Below are 15,716 nucleotides of genomic sequence, written 5' to 3'. Positions count from 1 at the left end.
ACGCATCCTTGAGTCGTGGAGTTCCTCAGGAACGATTCGGTCGAGCGGAAGGGGAGGGCGCAGGACATGACATCCGGCGCACCCGCTCATAACGCTTCAGTGCACAACTCGGGACGCGATGGAGCGGACCGGACGGCGTCAGGGCACCATGGTCCGATGCGCGACGACGAAACCACGGTGATCGGTGCCCTCGTGCACCGGGCCGTCGACGGCGACGCGCAGGCCACCCATGACCTGCTGGCCCACGTCCACCCCCTCGCCCTGCGCTATTGCCGCTCCCGGCTGAGCCGTCTTCCCGGTGACGCTCGCCACTTCGTGGAGGACCTGGCCCAGGAGGTCTGCGTCGCGGTGCTGATGGCGCTGCCGCGCTACAAGGACACCGGCAGGCCCTTCGAAGCCTTCGTCTTCGCGATCGCCGGCCACAAGGTCGCCGACCTCCAGCGCGCCGCGATGCGCCACCCGGGGTCGACCGCCGTCCCCTCCGACGAGATGCCGGAGAGGCCCGACGACTCCCTCGGCCCCGAGGAGCGCGCCCTGCTCAGCAGCGACGCGGCCTGGGCCAAGAAGCTCCTCGCCAACCTCCCGGAGAACCAGCGCGAACTGCTGGTCCTGCGCGTCGCGGTCGGGCTGACCGCGGAGGAGACCGGCCAGATGCTCGGGATGTCCCCGGGCGCGGTCCGGGTCGCCCAGCACCGTGCGCTCAGCAGGCTCCGCGCGCTCGCCGAGCAGTAGAGAGACCCGCGAGGACCCCCGTCGGCGGCGCTGTAGGAAGCTACAGAACAGCCGGGTGATCTTGATCGTGGAATGAGACGCCCGTGGAGCCCGTTAGCATGGACATCCGCACCGATCAAGGCCATTTGGGGAAGGTGTCATGACTGCAAACGTCGACGGAGTGCCCGAGAAGTTCGCGACGCTCGGGCTGACCTACGACGACGTGCTGCTGTTGCCCGGCGCGTCCGAGGTCCTGCCCAACGAGGTCGACACCTCGTCGCTCATCTCGCGCAACGTACGGGTGAACATCCCCCTGCTGTCGGCCGCCATGGACAAGGTGACCGAGGCCCGGATGGCCATCGCCATGGCCCGTCAGGGCGGCGTGGGCGTGCTGCACCGCAATCTCTCGGTCGAGGACCAGGTGAACCAGGTCGACCTGGTCAAGCGCTCCGAGTCGGGCATGGTCACCGATCCGATCACCGTGCACCCCGACGCCACGCTCGGCGAGGCGGACGCGCTCTGTGCGAAGTTCCGCATCAGCGGCGTGCCGGTCACCGACCCCGCGGGCAAGCTCCTCGGCATCGTCACCAACCGCGACATGGCCTTCGAGTCGGACCGGTCGCGCCAGGTGCGCGAGGTCATGACGCCGATGCCGCTCGTCACCGGGCGGGTCGGGATCTCCGGCGTCGAGGCCATGGAGCTGCTGCGCCGCCACAAGATCGAGAAGCTGCCGCTCGTGGACGAGGCCGGCATCCTCAAGGGCCTCATCACGGTCAAGGACTTCAAGAAGGCCGAGCAGTACCCGAACGCGGCCAAGGACGCCGAGGGCCGCCTGTTGGTCGGCGCGGCCGTCGGCGCCAGCCCCGAGGCGCTGGACCGTGCGCAGGCGCTCGCCTCCGCCGGGGTCGACTTCCTGATCGTCGACACCTCGCACGGGCACAACAGCAACGCCCTCGACTGGATGGCGAAGATCAAGTCGAGCGTCGGCGTCGACGTCATCGGCGGCAACGTCGCCACCCGCGACGGCGCCCAGGCCCTGATCGACGCCGGTGTCGACGGCGTCAAGGTCGGCGTCGGCCCCGGCTCGATCTGCACCACCCGCGTGGTCGCCGGCATCGGCGTCCCGCAGGTCACCGCGATCTACGAGGCCGCGCTCGCGGCGCGTGCCGCGGGCGTCCCCGTGATCGGCGACGGCGGCCTCCAGTACTCCGGCGACATCGGCAAGGCGCTCGCCGCCGGCGCGGACAGCGTGATGCTGGGCAGCCTTCTCGCCGGCTGCGAGGAGTCCCCGGGCGAGCTGATGTTCATCAACGGCAAGCAGTTCAAGTCGTACCGCGGCATGGGTTCGCTGGGCGCGATGCAGTCCCGAGGCCAGGGCCGGTCCTACTCCAAGGACCGCTACTTCCAGGCCGAGGTGTCCGCGGACGACAAGCTCGTCCCCGAGGGCATCGAGGGCCAGGTGCCCTACCGCGGCCCGCTGGCCAACGTCCTCCACCAGCTCGTCGGCGGCCTCCGCCAGACCATGGGCTATGTCGGCGCCGCCTCCGTCGACCAGATGGAGAGCAAGGGCCGCTTCGTCCGGATCACCTCGGCCGGTCTCAAGGAGAGCCACCCGCACGACATCCAGATGACGGTCGAAGCGCCGAACTACAGCAGGAAGTGACACCTCGGCGCACGTGAGGGGCGGACCGGACTTCCCGGTACCGCCCCAGGGCGTGCCCGGCGGATCAGGGCCGGGGCCGCGACGCCCGGCAGGGCGCCTCGCGGCGTTGCCGAAACGCCCGAATCGCTCCGCGACGAGAACGTTCCGGCGCCTTGCGACGCACCGCGCCGGACGCCGCGGCCTGACCGACCCCGATCCGCCGGGCCCGCCCTGCCGTGCGTCGGGGATACTGGTCAGCGCAGACGTAGAGGGAAAGGCCACACATCGTGACTGAGATCGAGATCGGGCGCGGCAAGCGCGGCCGCCGGGCTTACGCATTCGACGACATCGCTGTCGTTCCGAGCCGCCGCACCCGGGACCCGAAGGAGGTCTCGATCGCCTGGCAGATCGACGCCTACCGCTTCGAGCTGCCGTTCCTGGCCGCTCCCATGGACTCCGTGGTCTCCCCGCAGCACGCCATCCGGATCGGCGAGCTCGGCGGCCTGGGCGTGCTGAACCTGGAAGGTCTCTGGACCCGGCACGCCGACCCGCAGCCGCTGCTGGACGAGATCGCCGGGATGCCGGTCGAGTCCGCGACCCGCCGGCTCCAGGAGATCTACTCCGCCCCCATCCAGGAGGAGCTGATCGGGCAGCGCATCAAGGAGGTGCGCGACTCCGGCGTCGTCACCGCCGCCGCGCTCTCCCCCCAGCGCACCGCCCAGTTCTCCAAGGCGGTCGTCGACGCGGGCGTGGACATCTTCGTCATCCGCGGCACGACGGTCTCCGCCGAGCACGTCTCGGGCGCCGCCGAGCCGCTGAACCTGAAGCAGTTCATCTACGAGCTGGACGTCCCGGTCATCGTCGGCGGCTGCGCCACGTACACCGCCGCCCTGCACCTGATGCGGACCGGCGCGGCCGGCGTCCTCGTCGGCTTCGGCGGCGGCGCGGCGCACACCACGCGCAACGTCTTCGGCATCCAGGTCCCGATGGCCACCGCCGTCGCGGACGTCGCCGGGGCCCGCCGCGACTACATGGACGAGTCCGGCGGCCGGTACGTGCACGTCATCGCCGACGGCGGCGTCGGCTGGTCCGGCGACCTGCCGAAGGCCATCGCCTGCGGCGCCGACGCCGTCATGATGGGCTCCCCGCTGGCCCGCGCGACGGACGCGCCCGGCCGTGGCCGCCACTGGGGCATGGAGGCCGTCCACGAGGACGTGCCGCGCGGCAAGCTGGTCGACCTCGGCTCGGTCGGGACGACGGAGGAGGTCCTCACGGGCCCCTCGCACACCCCGGACGGCTCGATGAACATCTTCGGCGCCCTGCGCCGCGCGATGGCCACCACCGGCTACAGCGACCTCAAGGAGTTCCAGCGCGTCGAGGTGACGGTGGCGGACTCGCAGCACCGCCGCTGATCTCCCGCCGTCACGCGGAGGGGCCCGGACCGTCAGGTCCGGGCCCCTCCGCGTGGTCCCGCCGGTGACAGCGGTCAGCCGGCCTTCTTGGCGCCGCCGACGGCGGCGATCGCGCCGAGGCCGAGGAAGAGGTAGGTCATGAAGTCGGCCTCCTGCGACCATGCCTCGGTCACGGTGTCGAAGTGGTCGCCCACGACCTCGGAGAAGGGGATCTGCGCCACGTCGGCGAGCACCATCGAGATGCCGACGAGCTGGCCGAGGTAGACGGCGCCGATCGAGAAGACGGCCGCGGCGCCGACGATCGCCGGGTTGGAGCCGCCGACCTTGCTCGCCGCGAATCCGACCAGGAAGCCGACGCCGACCGCCGCGTAGCCGACCTCGCGCTCGATGGAGCCCGCGATCACGCCGTACAGGATGCCCGCGACGACGGCCGCGCCCAGGGCGACCAGCACGCCGAGCAGGATGTTGTTGCGGGCCGGGGGAGCCGGGGCGAAGGGCGCGCCGCCGCCGAACGGGGCGCTCTGACCGGGCTGCTGACCCGCGAACGGGTTGCCGGCCGGGGCCGGGGGCTGCTGGCCGTAGGGGTTGCCGGTCGGGGCGGGGGGCTGCTGGCCGTAGGGGTTGCCGGTCGGCGCGGCGGGGCCCGGCTGGCCCGGCTGGCCGGCGTACGGGTTGCCGTCGACGGGCTGACCGCCGAAGGGCTGCTGGGGCTGGTTCGGCGGCTGCACGGGCTGACTCACGGTGGGGCTCCCCCTGGGACGACACCGCACGAGTGTGCGGTTGCGCACGTCTGTGCGCGCTGTGACGCCGCAGGGTAGCAGTAGGGTCGGGAATCGGTCACGGGTAATCCGGACGAAACGTCACGGTCCGTAACCGTCCACCAGGTGGACGGGGTGTTCGCGGACTGGACCGGACGGGCCGGGCCGGGGCGCCGCGGGCCGGCGTCGGGCCGCCGCAGCTGTCGTCGTGTGCCCGCCGGGACCGCGGGACGGCCCTCAGAGCCGGTGCGCGGCGCCCGCCGGGGTGGCCCCCCGGGTGTCCAGGAGCAGTTGGGCCTTCACCGCGAGGCCCTGGAGGTCGTAGGTGCGGTGCTGCTGGAGCAGTACGGTCAGGTCGGCGGCGGCCGCGGCCTCGTACAGCGAGTCGGCGCGCGGGACGGGGCGTTCGCGCACCCGCCAGTCCAGCACGTGCGGGTCGTGGAAGCCGATCTGGGCGCCCATGTCCATCAGCCGGGTGGCGATCTCGCGGGCGGGGGCGGCCTCCTGGTCGGCGCTGTCGGGCTTGTAGGTGACGCCGAGCAGCAGCACGCGCGCGCCCCGGACGGACTTGCCGTGCTCGTTCAGAAGGGTGGCGCAGCGCTGGATGACGTAACTGGGCATCCGGTCGTTGATCTCCTGGGCCAGGGAGACCATCCGCAGCGGGTGTCCGGGGGTGCGGGTGCTGTAGGGCAGGCAGCCCGGGTCCACCGGGACGCCGTGCCCGCCGACGCCGGGCCCCGGGCGGAAGGGCTGAAAGCCGAACGGCTTGGTCTCGGCGCACCGGATGACGTCCCAGAGGTCGACACCGAGGTCGTGGCAGAGCACCGCCATTTCGTTGACCAGCGCGATGTTGACGTGCCGGAAGTTCGTTTCCAGCACCTTCGTCATCTCGGCCTCGCGCGGGCCGCGGGCCCGGACGACCTTGTCGGTGAGGCGTCCGTAGAAGGCGGCGGCCGACTCGGTGCAGGCGGGGGTGAGGCCGCCGATGACCTTGGGCGTGTTGGCCAGGACGTGGGTGCGGTTGCCGGGGTCGAGCCGGCTCGGTGAGCAGGCGAGGTGGAAGTCGCGGCCGGCGACGAGCCCCGACCCCTCTTCGAGCAGGGGGCGCAGGAAGTCCTCGGTGGTGCCGGGCGGCACGGCGGACTCCAGCAGCACGGTGGTGTGCGGGCGCAGCCGGGCCGCCAGCGCGCGGGCGGCGTCGCCGAGCGCGGTCAGGTCGATCGCCCGGTCGTCGCCGAGCGGGGTGGGGGAGCAGATCACGGCGGTGCGGACCCGGCCCAGCTCGACGGCGTTCGTGGTGGGCCGGAAACCGCCGGAGAGCATCCGGCGGACCTCGGACGCGGTGAGGGTGCCCTCGACGGGGCTGCGGCCCGCTCTGAGCTCCGCGTAGGGGCGTGGGTCGGGGTCGTATCCGACGGTGTCGATTCCGGCGGTCACGGCTGCCTGGGCGAGGGGCAGGCCGAGGTGACCGAGTCCGATGACGGCGAGGTCTGCGGGCATACAGAGGCCCCCCTAAGAGCGGAGAGAGAAGATCGCAACTGCTGTGGACAGCGCAATGTCAGACTAGGCGTAAATATGACCTATATGTCGCATTGTGTGGCTCCAGTCGCCGGGGTGTTGTCCACAGGCGGTGGCTGAACTCGGGGAGCGCGGACAGAATCGAGGGGTGGACACGGGCGGCCGGCCCCTCGGCCGGGTGGCACTCCCGCGTCCGACCACCCCGATCCACCGGGAGGCAGCAGTGAGGACAGCGACACTGGGACCCGCCGAGCGCACCGTCGCGCTCGCCGCCATGGCCGAGCGCGAACTGGACGTGCTGGTCGTGGGGGCGGGCGTGGTCGGCGCGGGAACGGCGCTGGACGCCGTCACCAGGGGCCTCTCGACCGGCCTGGTCGAGGCCCGGGACTGGGCGTCCGGCACATCGAGCAGGTCGAGCAAGCTGATCCACGGCGGCCTGCGCTATCTGGAGATGCTCGACTTCGCCCTCGTCCGGGAGGCGCTCAAGGAGCGCGGGCTGCTCCTGGAGCGGCTCGCCCCCCATCTGGTGAAGCCCGTGCCCTTCCTCTACCCCTTGCAGCACAAGGGGTGGGAACGGTTCTACGCCGGCTCGGGCGTCGCGCTGTACGACGCGATGTCCGTCTCCTCGGGCCACGGCCGCGGCCTTCCCGTCCACCGCCACCTCTCCCGCAAGCACGCCCTGCGGGTCGCCCCCGCGCTGAAGAGAGACGCCCTGGTCGGCGCGCTCCAGTACTACGACGCCCAGATGGACGACGCCCGCTTCGTCACCGAGCTGGTGCGCACCGCCGCGTCCTACGGGGCCCAGGTGGCCAACCGGGCCCGGGTGACCGGCTTCCTCCGCGAGGGCGAGCGTGTGGTGGGCGCGCTCGTGCAGGACGTCGAGGGCGGCGCGGAGTACGAGATCCGGGCCAGGCAGGTGGTCAACGCCACCGGCGTGTGGACCGACGACACCCAGGGGCTCATCGGCGAGCGCGGGCAGTTCCACGTCCGGGCCTCCAAGGGCATCCACCTGGTCGTCCCCAAGGACCGCATCCACTCCTCCACCGGCCTCATCCTGCGCACCGAGAAGTCCGTCCTCTTCGTCATCCCCTGGGGGCGGCACTGGATCATCGGCACCACGGACACCGACTGGGACCTGGACAAGGCCCACCCGGCCGCCTCCAGCGCCGATATCGACTACCTCCTCCAGCACGTCAACTCCGTCCTGAACACCCCACTGACCAGGGACGACGTCCAGGGCGTCTACGCCGGACTGCGACCGCTGCTGGCCGGCGAGTCGGATGCCACCAGCAAGCTGTCACGCGAGCACACGGTGGCCCACCCCGCCCCCGGCCTGGTCGTCGTGGCGGGCGGCAAGTACACGACGTACCGGGTCATGGCCAAGGACGCGGTGGACGAGGCGGTCCACGGGCTCGACCAGCGGGTCGCCGCCTGCGTCACCGAGGACACCCCGCTCCTGGGGGCCGAGGGATACAAGGCCCTGTGGAACGCGCGCGCCCGGATCGCCGCCCGGACCGGGCTCCATGTCGCCCGGGTGGAGCACCTGCTCAACCGGTACGGCTCAATGACCGAGGAAATTCTGGAACTGATCCTCGCCGACCCCACCCTGGGCGAACCCCTGCCCGCCGCCGACGACTATCTGCGCGCCGAGATCGTCTACGCCGCCTCCCACGAGGGCGCCCGCCATCTGGACGACGTGCTCACCCGGCGCACCCGGATCTCCATCGAGACCTTCGACCGGGGCACCCGCAGCGCCCGGCTCTGTGCGGAGCTGATGGCGCCGGTGCTGGGCTGGGACCAGGGGCGGACCGACCGGGAGGTCCAGCACTACGAGAAGCGCGTGGAGGCCGAACGCGAGTCGCAGCGGCAGCCCGACGATCTGACGGCGGACGCGGCCCGGCTCGGCGCACCGGACATCGTGCCGAACTAGGGCCTGCCGTTCGGGTCTGGCCCTGGGCGACGCCCGCCCGCCCCGGGTCCGCGGGAGAATTCCGTCCGCGGCCACCCCCCGGCGCCGCCAGGTCAGTTGGGCTCCACCGGGCCGCCGGAGCCGCGGTGGCCGCCCGGACCGGCCTGGACGGGGAGGCCGGGTTGGTAGGAGGCTGTGGGGGCTTCCCTCTTCGGACCCCGGACCCGGCACCAGGACCGGTCCCGGGGTGAGGGACAATGAACGCTCTGCCAGGGCGGGTTGATCGCAGAGGGGACGCATGTCGGAGGCGGAGCAGGCACGGGAGCCCCAACGGGACAAGAACGGTCGTCTCCTCGCGGGGCGCTACCGGCTCGGTGAGGTGCTCGGCCGGGGCGGCATGGGTACGGTCTGGCGCGCCGACGACGAGACGCTCGGCCGCACGGTCGCTGTCAAGGAGCTGCGGTTCCCCTCGGCGATCGACGAGGACGAGAAGCGCCGGCTGATCACGCGCACCCTGCGTGAGGCCAAGGCGATCGCACGGATCCGCAACAACAGCGCCGTGACCGTCTACGACGTGGTCGACGAGGACGACCGCCCGTGGATCGTCATGGAACTGATCGAGGGCAAGTCGCTCGCCGAGGCGATCCGCGAGGACGGCACGCTCACGCCGAGGCGGGCCGCCGAGGTCGGGCTCGCCATCCTCGACGTGCTGCGCTCGGCGCACCGCGAGGGCATCCTGCACCGCGACGTGAAGCCGTCCAACGTCCTGATCGCCGAGGACGGGCGCGTCGTGCTCACCGACTTCGGCATCGCCCAGGTCGAGGGCGACCCGTCGGTCACCTCCACCGGCATGCTCGTCGGCGCCCCCTCGTACATCTCGCCGGAGCGGGCCCGCGGTCACAAGCCCGGCCCGCCCGCCGACCTCTGGTCGCTCGGCGGACTGCTGTACGCGAGCGTCGAGGGCTGCCCGCCGTACGACAAGGGCTCGGCCATCGCCACCCTGACGGCCGTGATGACCGAACCGCTCGACCCGCCCAAGAACGCAGGCCCGCTCACCGACGTCATCTACGGGCTGCTCGCCCGGGACCCCGACCAGCGCCTCGACGACGCCGGTGCGCGGGCGTTGCTCAACGACGTCATCAACGCCCCCGACGTCCCCGCGCCGGCCCCTGCGGACTCCACCCAGATCATGGCGCTGCCCCCGGCGCCCGCCGCCGACCCCCTCGTCAAGAGGACGCCGAAGCAGCCCAAGGCGCCGAAGCCGGCGAAGCAGTCCGCCGGCGCGGGCGAGTCCGGCGAGGGCGCCCGCGACCGGCTGCGCGGCGCCCTGCGCTCCGTGCGCAACGCGAAGCCCTCGGCGGTGGTCGCCGGAGCGGCCGCGGGCACGGCCGCGGCGTCGGTGAGCTCTCCGGCCGCCGCCACCGGCTCCCCCTCCGCTCCGCCCAAGCCGCCGTCGCCGCCCGGGGCCTCCGGCCCGGGCACGAAGCCCCGGACGGCCGCCGCGTCCTCCCCGGCGGCTGTGAAGGGAGCGGTCGCCGCCCCCGCCGGCGCCCCGAAGTCCGCCGCGGCGTCGAGTGCTTCCGTACCCGGGCAGCGTCCGCCGTCCTCGCCCCCGTCCACGCGCGCCTCGATCACCGATGTGGTGCCCCGCCGCACCCTCGCGATCATCGCGGCCGTCGTCGCGCTGGCCGTCCTCGGCACGATCCTCGCGCTCACTCTCGGAGGCGGCGACGCGGACCGGGGCAGCGGGAAGGGCGACACCGCCGCGTCGGCGGGAGCCTCGGGCGGCGACGGCCGGGCCGACGCGGGCGGCGGTTCGGCCGGTGAGAAGGGCGACGGCCAGAAGGAGGGGCAGGGCACGGGCGACGGGCGGGCCCCGGAGGGCCCCTCCGGCGACGACGCCGACGACGACGCCGACGACTCCGGAGGCGACGACCCGAAGGACGACGGGGCGGACCCCGCCGACGCCCTGCCCGCCGGGTACGAGAAGGTCACCGACACCCGGTTCCACTTCACCATGGCGATGCCCGGGAACTTCCGGCGCACGGCCATCGCGGGCAGCAACTCCGGCGGCATCTACAACGCCGAGCGGGGCAGCTTCCCCCGGGTCCAGATCGACTTCAACAGCTCACCCAGGAACGACGCGGTGGCCGCCTGGCGCGGCGCCGTCGGGAGCGCCAAGCTCCTCAGCGACGGCTACAAGCACGGCAGCATAAAGAAGGTCGAGTACAACGGCTATCCGACCGTCGCGGACTGGACGTTCGAGCGCAGCCACAACGGCGTCCGGGTCCGGGTGCTCAACCGCGGCTTCAAGGTGGACGCCGAGCGCGGCTACTCGATCATGATCAGCTGCAAGGTCGACGCGTGGGACGGCGACGCGTGCCGGACGCTGCGCGAGACGGCGTTCGCCACCTTCACGCCCACGAAGTGACAGCCCGTACGCCCACGGGCTGACGGTCCGTACGCCCCGCGCCGGCCGAGCGGGCCCGTGGGCCGCCCGGGCGCGGGCGAGCCCACGGCCGCCCGGTGGAAACGTTTGTTCGGGCCGGGTTGGCGCGACCTGACCCGTCGGCCCGCGTTGCCACGTATCGTAAGAGGCCGGAGACCGTACGCATCCCGTAGGACGGGGCAGTTGCCCGCCACCTGACCGTGACCGACGGATACGCGCGGCTCCGACTGGCCGGGGGAACAGCGCGCTCTGGGGAGGCGTCGTGGACGACTACGCGGGTCGGGTGCTTGCCGACCGCTACCGCCTTCCGCTGCCCCCGTCCGACGGGTACGAACTGGCCGAGACCCGGGCGTTCGACACCTACAGCGGTCAGGAAGTGCTGGTCCGTCAGGTGCCGCTGCCGGAGATCGTGGACGCGGAGGTGCTCGACGCGGACGGGCGGCCCTCGTCCTCCGGACGCGCGACCGGGCGGGCGGTCCGCCGCAGCACGGACCCCGCGGTCCGGCGGGCCATCGAGGCCGCGCAGGCAGCCGCCCAGGTGCCCGACCACCCCCGGCTCGACCAGGTCTTCGACGTGTTCGCCGAAGCGGGCTCGCTGTGGATAGTGAGCGAGCTCGTCCCGGCCCGCCCGCTCGCGGCCCTTCTCGCCGAGCGCCCCCTCACCCCCTACCGGGCCGCCGAGATCGGCTCGGACGTGCTCACCGCACTGCGGGTGCTCCACGCCCACGGCTGGACCCACCGCAACATCACCGTGCGCACGGTGCTGGTCTGCGACGACGGCCGTGTCATGCTCACCGGTCTCGCGGCGGGCGCCGCCGAGGAGGCCCTCTGCGGGTACGCCCCCGGACCGTGGCCCGACGCCGATCCGGTGGCCGCCCCGGCGACGTACGGCATCCCGGCCGGCGAGCCCGCCCCGCCGGAGGAGTTCGGCGGGGCCTGTCCGCTCCCCTCGGCCGGGAGCGACGCGGCTGACGAGGACGCCGAGAGCTACGGGTCCGTCCGGGGCCCCGCGGACGACGAGCGCCACGACGTCCCCGCGGCCGAGGCGGACGACGATGGGTACGAGACCGTCGACCCGTACGCGGAGGCCCAGGAGTTCGAAGCCGTCGACCCGTACGCGGACGATCGGGAGTACACCGGTGACGACGGGGGCCGGGGCCGCGAGGGGCGGGAGAGCCAGGGGCCTCCGGTTCCGCCGCTGCCGCGGGGATACGAACCGCGGCAGGAGATCGTCCCGCGCCCCGCCGCGCCCGCCGTCCCGTACACCGCCGCACCGCCCCCCGCCGAGCCGGGAGCCGCGAGCGCCGCCGAGCTGCGGGCCGCACGCGCCGGAGCCATCGCCGCCTACCGGGCGGGCGCGCGGGCCGCCGCCCGGGTCACTGAGGACCGGCAGCAGGCCGACCTCGCCAAGTCGCCCCCGTGGGGGCGCGAGGCCGCCCCGGGCCCCCACGGCCCCACCGGCGCCGACCGGGACGCCTGCGCCGGCCCGGACACCCACGCCGGCGCCGGCCCGGACAACGACCCCGGCGTCGGCCCGGACGCCCACGCCGGCCCGGAGGCCGACACCGGGGTTCTCCCGCTCCAGCGCCCCGCCACCGAGGCAGCCGCCCCCGTCGTCCCCCGGCTGACCACTCCCTGGGGCAGCCGCCCCGAGGACCTTGAGGACGATGACGACGAGGACGAGGGCGACGAGGGCGGTCCCCGTCCGCCGGGCCGCCGCGTCCATCTCGCGGGCACCTGGGACGACGGGCCCGGCGCGGGGCGGCCCGTCTCCGCCGGCGGCTCCGGCGAGGACGCGCTGCGCGCCGACTCCCGGCGGCCCGGCCCGCCGGTCCCCGTCGTGCGGCAGCCGGCCCGCACCGCGGCCGCCCCGGCCGGCTCCCGGGCCTGGGAGGAAGCGGTCGCGGGCGGCGGCGAACCCGACGTCTACCGGGGGCCCACCACCCCGCTCGCCGCCGAGCGCGCACGCCAGGCACGGATCGCCGTCGTCGGGGCCGTCACGGAGCGCTGGGCCCCCGAGCAGGCCGGCCCCGTCCACGAGAACTGGCGGCTCGCGCCCCCGATCGGCCCCTCCACCGACCTGTGGGCGCTCGGCGCGCTGCTCTACCGCGCCGTCCAGGGCCACGCCCCCTACCCCGAGGAGAACGCGGCCGAACTCGTCCAGATGGTGTGCGGCGAGCCGCCCGCCTTCGCCGAGGAGTGCGGACCGCTGCGGCCCGTCGTCGAGTCGCTGCTGCGCCAGGACCCCACCGAACGGCCGGACTTCGAGGAACTGCGCGGCTGGATGCGCTCGCTGGTGCGCTCCGCGCCGGAGCCGGAGGCGGGCGCCGACGTCGTGCCGCTGCCCGCGCCCGACGCCGCCCGGCTCCCCGTCGTACGCCGCCGGGGCGAGCTGGTACGCCGGCGCTGGGGCCGGTTCGGCGGCGGCGCGGCGCACGGCCGGCACCGCCAGGGAAAGCTCCGGCAGCCGCCGAAGGCGCGCGGCGGCCGGCAGCGGGACCGGCAGGACTCGCTGCTGCCGCCCGACCCGTCCGTGCGGATGCCCGTGGAGGCATGGGAGGAAGAGCGCCCGGCCCGCGCACCGCGTGCGCCCAAGGGGCCCCGGGTGCTGCGGGAACCGCCGCGCCGGGGCGAGGGGTCGTCCTCCCCGCGCAGCCTGGGCCGGCTGCTGCTCGTCCTCATCCTGCTCCTGATGGCCGCCGCCGTCGCCTACGCGGTGATGTTCCTGCCGAAGCAGGAACCGGCCAAGGACGGCGCGGCGCCGGCGTCGCCCACCGCCGGGTCCGCCGCACCGCCCGCCGCCTCGGGGGAGCCCGAACCGTCCGCCCCGGCGGACGAGCCCGCCGACCCCGGCTCCCAGCAGCCGCAGACCAGCCGGTCGGCCGTCGCGCTCGCCCCCGGTTACGCGCTCCGCAAGGACGCGGAGGGCTTCGAGGTGGGCGTACCGAAGGACTGGCAGCGCAGCCCGGCCAACGCGGACCGTCAGATCCGTTACGGCAGCGACGGGTTCACCCTCCTCGTGGTCCCCGGGCGGGACACCGTGAAGGCGGCCGGCGGCGACCCGCTGGACTACCAGCGGGACAAGGAGCCCGAACTCCAGCCGTTCCGGGACTCCAGCTGGTCCTCCTCGTCCGGAGTGCGCCGGGTCGACGTCGGCCGGCAGGCCATGGCCGAGGGGCAGTTCACCTGGCAGGAGAGCGGCGGGCGCGAGGTGTTCGTCCGCAACCTCGCCATGATCGTCGACGGCAGGTACCACGTCATCCAGGTCATCGGGCCCGAGAGCGACCGGGACAAGGTCACCGAGATCTACGAGCAGGTCATCGCCTCCTACCGCGTCAGCGCCTGACCGCACGTCATCGTCGTCACGACTGACGGACGTTGTGCCGGACCGATAACCATCACAGTGCGGTCTCGGCGGCGATCCCCGGTTCCGTCTCGACGCTCCGCCTCCGTAATCTGACAAGCCGAGGAACGGGGCGGGGACATCACGTGGATCGATCACAGGGCACGGACGCGGGACTGGTGCTGGCGGGGCGCTACCGGCTGGGCGATGTCCTCGGCCGGGGCGGCATGGGCAAGGTCTGGCGTGCCCACGACGAAGTGCTGCACCGCACGGTGGCCGTCAAGGAGCTGACCGCCGGGCTGTACGTCGCCGAGGCCGACCGGCTGGTCATGCACGCCCGGACCCAGAAGGAGGCCCGGGCGGCGGCGCGCATCACGCACCCCGGCGTCGTCACCGTCCACGACGTGATCGAGTACGACAACCGCCCCTGGATCGTCATGCAGTACGTCGACGGGCCCTCGCTCGCCGACGCGGCGAAGGAGAGCGGCGAGGTCGCCCCGCGCGAGGCGGCCCGCATCGGGCTGCACGTGCTGAGCGCCCTGCGCGCCGCCCACGGGGCCGGAGTGCTGCACCGCGACGTCAAGCCCGGCAACGTCCTGCTGGCGCGCGACGGGCAGGTGCTGCTGACCGACTTCGGGATCGCCGCGATCGAGGGCGACTCCACCATCACCCGTACCGGCGAACTGGTCGGCTCCATCGACTACCTGGCCCCGGAACGGGTACGCGGCGGCGACCCGGGGCCGGCCTCGGACCTCTGGTCGCTGGGCGCGACCCTGTACACGGCGGTCGAGGGCGCCTCACCGTTCCGCCGCACGTCCCCGATCTCGACCATGCAGGCCGTCGTCACCGACGAGCCGCCCGCCCCGGTCAACGCCGGCCCGCTCGGCTCGGTGATCATCGCGCTGCTCCGCAAGGACCCGGCCGACCGGCCCACGGCCGCCGAGGCCGAGCAGATGCTGCTGGACGCCATGGAGGGCCGCGAACCCCGCGCCGCCCAGGCGCACGTACCGACCCAGCGGTTCCCCGAGGACGCCCGGTACCCCTACCAGGGCGCGAGCGGCCCCGCCGGCGGCTCCGACGGAGCCACCGCCCGGCTGCCGGCAGCGGCCCCCTCCACGACGGCGCCGCCCGCCCCCGGCCCCAGCGGCACCGCCCCGGTCGCGGCCCCCGCCTCCGCCCCGGTGGTCCGGCGCGCCGGCTCCCGGTGGCGCACCGTGCTCGTGGTGGTGGTCGCCGCCGCCGTCCTCGGAGGCGGGGCCGGGCTGCTCGCGATGAAGTACGGGGAGGGCTCGGACGCCCCCGGGCCCACGAGCGGCGGTACGGCCGCCGTCGGCAGCACGCCGTCCGCGGAGCGGACCTCCCCGGAGCCCACCGCCACCTCGCAGGGGGCGCAGGCGATACCCGACGGCTGGCACCGGGTCGAGGACCCGGCCGGTTTCAGCCTGGTCGTGCCGAAGGGCTGGACACGACAGGTCCAGGACGGCCAGATCGACTACACACCGGACGGCGGGGCCCACCGGATCCGGGTCAGCGTCGACCCGGACCCGGACTTCGACCACCCGTATCTGCACATGGAGAGCATGGAGGAGCAGCTCTCCGTGCGGCTGCCGGGCTATCAGCGGATCGGGATGGAGAAGAACACCTTCCGCGACCGGCCGGGCGCCCTCTGGGAGTTCACCTGGAACGAGACCAAGGACCATCCGGGCCCCCGGCACGGGATCGACCAGCTGTACTACGGCGGCCCCGGCGGCCCCGAGTACGCCCTGTACCTGACCGCGCCGCAGGAGGGCTGGGAGGCCAGCCGCGCGAAGTTCGACATCATGCTCCGCAGCTGGCGCGCCCCGGAGACGGGCCGGTGAGCGGCCGGCCGATGCCCCGCCCGGGTCGCCGTACGGTCACGGCTCCGCACCCGACGACGGCGGTCTGATCCGGTACGCGGACCCCAGCGGCGTCTTCGAGATCGCTTTCCGGCAC

The 15,716-nt window shown here is 73.8% G+C and carries 9 protein-coding genes; 7 read left to right on the top strand and 2 right to left on the bottom strand.

Translation table 11 applies throughout. From position 1 onward, the window contains the following. The first annotated feature begins 156 nt into the window (after positions 1–156). From ACIQMU_RS04510 to ACIQMU_RS04500, 3 genes are all read left to right on the top strand, one after another. Positions 157–732, top strand: coding sequence for a sigma-70 family RNA polymerase sigma factor (locus tag ACIQMU_RS04510; RefSeq protein WP_030579717.1), 576 nt, complete (start codon positions 157–159; stop codon positions 730–732). 139 nt (positions 733–871) lie between these two features. After that, entirely contained in the window at positions 872–2,374 is a 1,503-nt protein-coding gene (guaB, locus tag ACIQMU_RS04505) for an IMP dehydrogenase (RefSeq protein ID WP_402688193.1), read from the top strand. A gap of 266 nt (positions 2,375–2,640) precedes the next feature. Then, entirely contained in the window at positions 2,641–3,765 is a 1,125-nt protein-coding gene (locus ACIQMU_RS04500; protein WP_097870356.1) for a GuaB3 family IMP dehydrogenase-related protein, read from the top strand. A 74-nt stretch (positions 3,766–3,839) separates the two neighbouring features. Here ACIQMU_RS04500 and ACIQMU_RS04495 read toward each other — a convergent pair whose 3' ends face one another. Both ACIQMU_RS04495 and ACIQMU_RS04490 read right to left on the bottom strand, forming a co-directional pair. Next, positions 3,840–4,505, bottom strand: a complete 666-nt coding sequence (locus ACIQMU_RS04495) for a hypothetical protein (protein WP_402688192.1) — start codon at positions 4,503–4,505, stop codon at positions 3,840–3,842. Positions 4,506–4,760: 255 nt separating this feature from the next. Then, positions 4,761–6,023 carry a nucleotide sugar dehydrogenase gene (locus ACIQMU_RS04490; protein WP_402688191.1) on the bottom strand — a complete coding sequence of 421 codons (1,263 nt, stop codon included), beginning with the start codon at positions 6,021–6,023 and terminating at the stop codon, positions 4,761–4,763. 241 nt (positions 6,024–6,264) lie between these two features. On the opposite strand from ACIQMU_RS04490, the gene ACIQMU_RS04485 reads away from it, so the two are divergent. From ACIQMU_RS04485 to ACIQMU_RS04470, 4 genes are all read left to right on the top strand, one after another. Beyond that, the gene (locus ACIQMU_RS04485; RefSeq protein WP_352240283.1) at positions 6,265–7,971 is read left to right on the top strand and encodes a glycerol-3-phosphate dehydrogenase/oxidase; all 1,707 of its coding nucleotides are present in this window, start codon (positions 6,265–6,267) and stop codon (positions 7,969–7,971) included. 277 nt (positions 7,972–8,248) lie between these two features. Continuing rightward, on the top strand, positions 8,249–10,381 hold the full coding sequence (locus ACIQMU_RS04480; RefSeq protein WP_402688190.1) for a serine/threonine-protein kinase: 2,133 nt from the start codon (positions 8,249–8,251) through the stop codon (positions 10,379–10,381). Between the two features lie 280 nt (positions 10,382–10,661). Then, positions 10,662–13,745, top strand: a complete 3,084-nt coding sequence (locus tag ACIQMU_RS04475) for a protein kinase (protein ID WP_402688189.1) — start codon at positions 10,662–10,664, stop codon at positions 13,743–13,745. A 143-nt stretch (positions 13,746–13,888) separates the two neighbouring features. Beyond that, the gene (locus ACIQMU_RS04470) at positions 13,889–15,601 is read left to right on the top strand and encodes a protein kinase domain-containing protein (RefSeq protein WP_352240287.1); all 1,713 of its coding nucleotides are present in this window, start codon (positions 13,889–13,891) and stop codon (positions 15,599–15,601) included. The last annotated feature ends 115 nt before the right edge of the window (positions 15,602–15,716 follow it).

The sequence above is a fragment of the Streptomyces sp. NPDC091649 genome, from assembly GCF_044756785.1.
Taxonomy (GTDB): domain Bacteria; phylum Actinomycetota; class Actinomycetes; order Streptomycetales; family Streptomycetaceae; genus Streptomyces.
The sequence above is the reverse complement of the archived record's forward strand: the minus strand, read 5'-3'. Positions and strand labels throughout refer to the sequence as shown.

Bases quoted from the DNA above. Each gene is read 5' to 3' on its own strand.
- ACIQMU_RS04510 (WP_030579717.1), top strand. From the start codon at position 157: ATGCGCGACGACGAAACCACGGTGATCGGTGCCCTCGTGCACCGGGCC.
- ACIQMU_RS04490 (WP_402688191.1), bottom strand. From the start codon at position 6,023: ATGCCCGCAGACCTCGCCGTCATCGGACTCGGTCACCTCGGCCTGCCC.
- ACIQMU_RS04480 (WP_402688190.1), top strand. From the start codon at position 8,249: ATGTCGGAGGCGGAGCAGGCACGGGAGCCCCAACGGGACAAGAACGGT.
- guaB (WP_402688193.1), top strand. From the start codon at position 872: ATGACTGCAAACGTCGACGGAGTGCCCGAGAAGTTCGCGACGCTCGGG.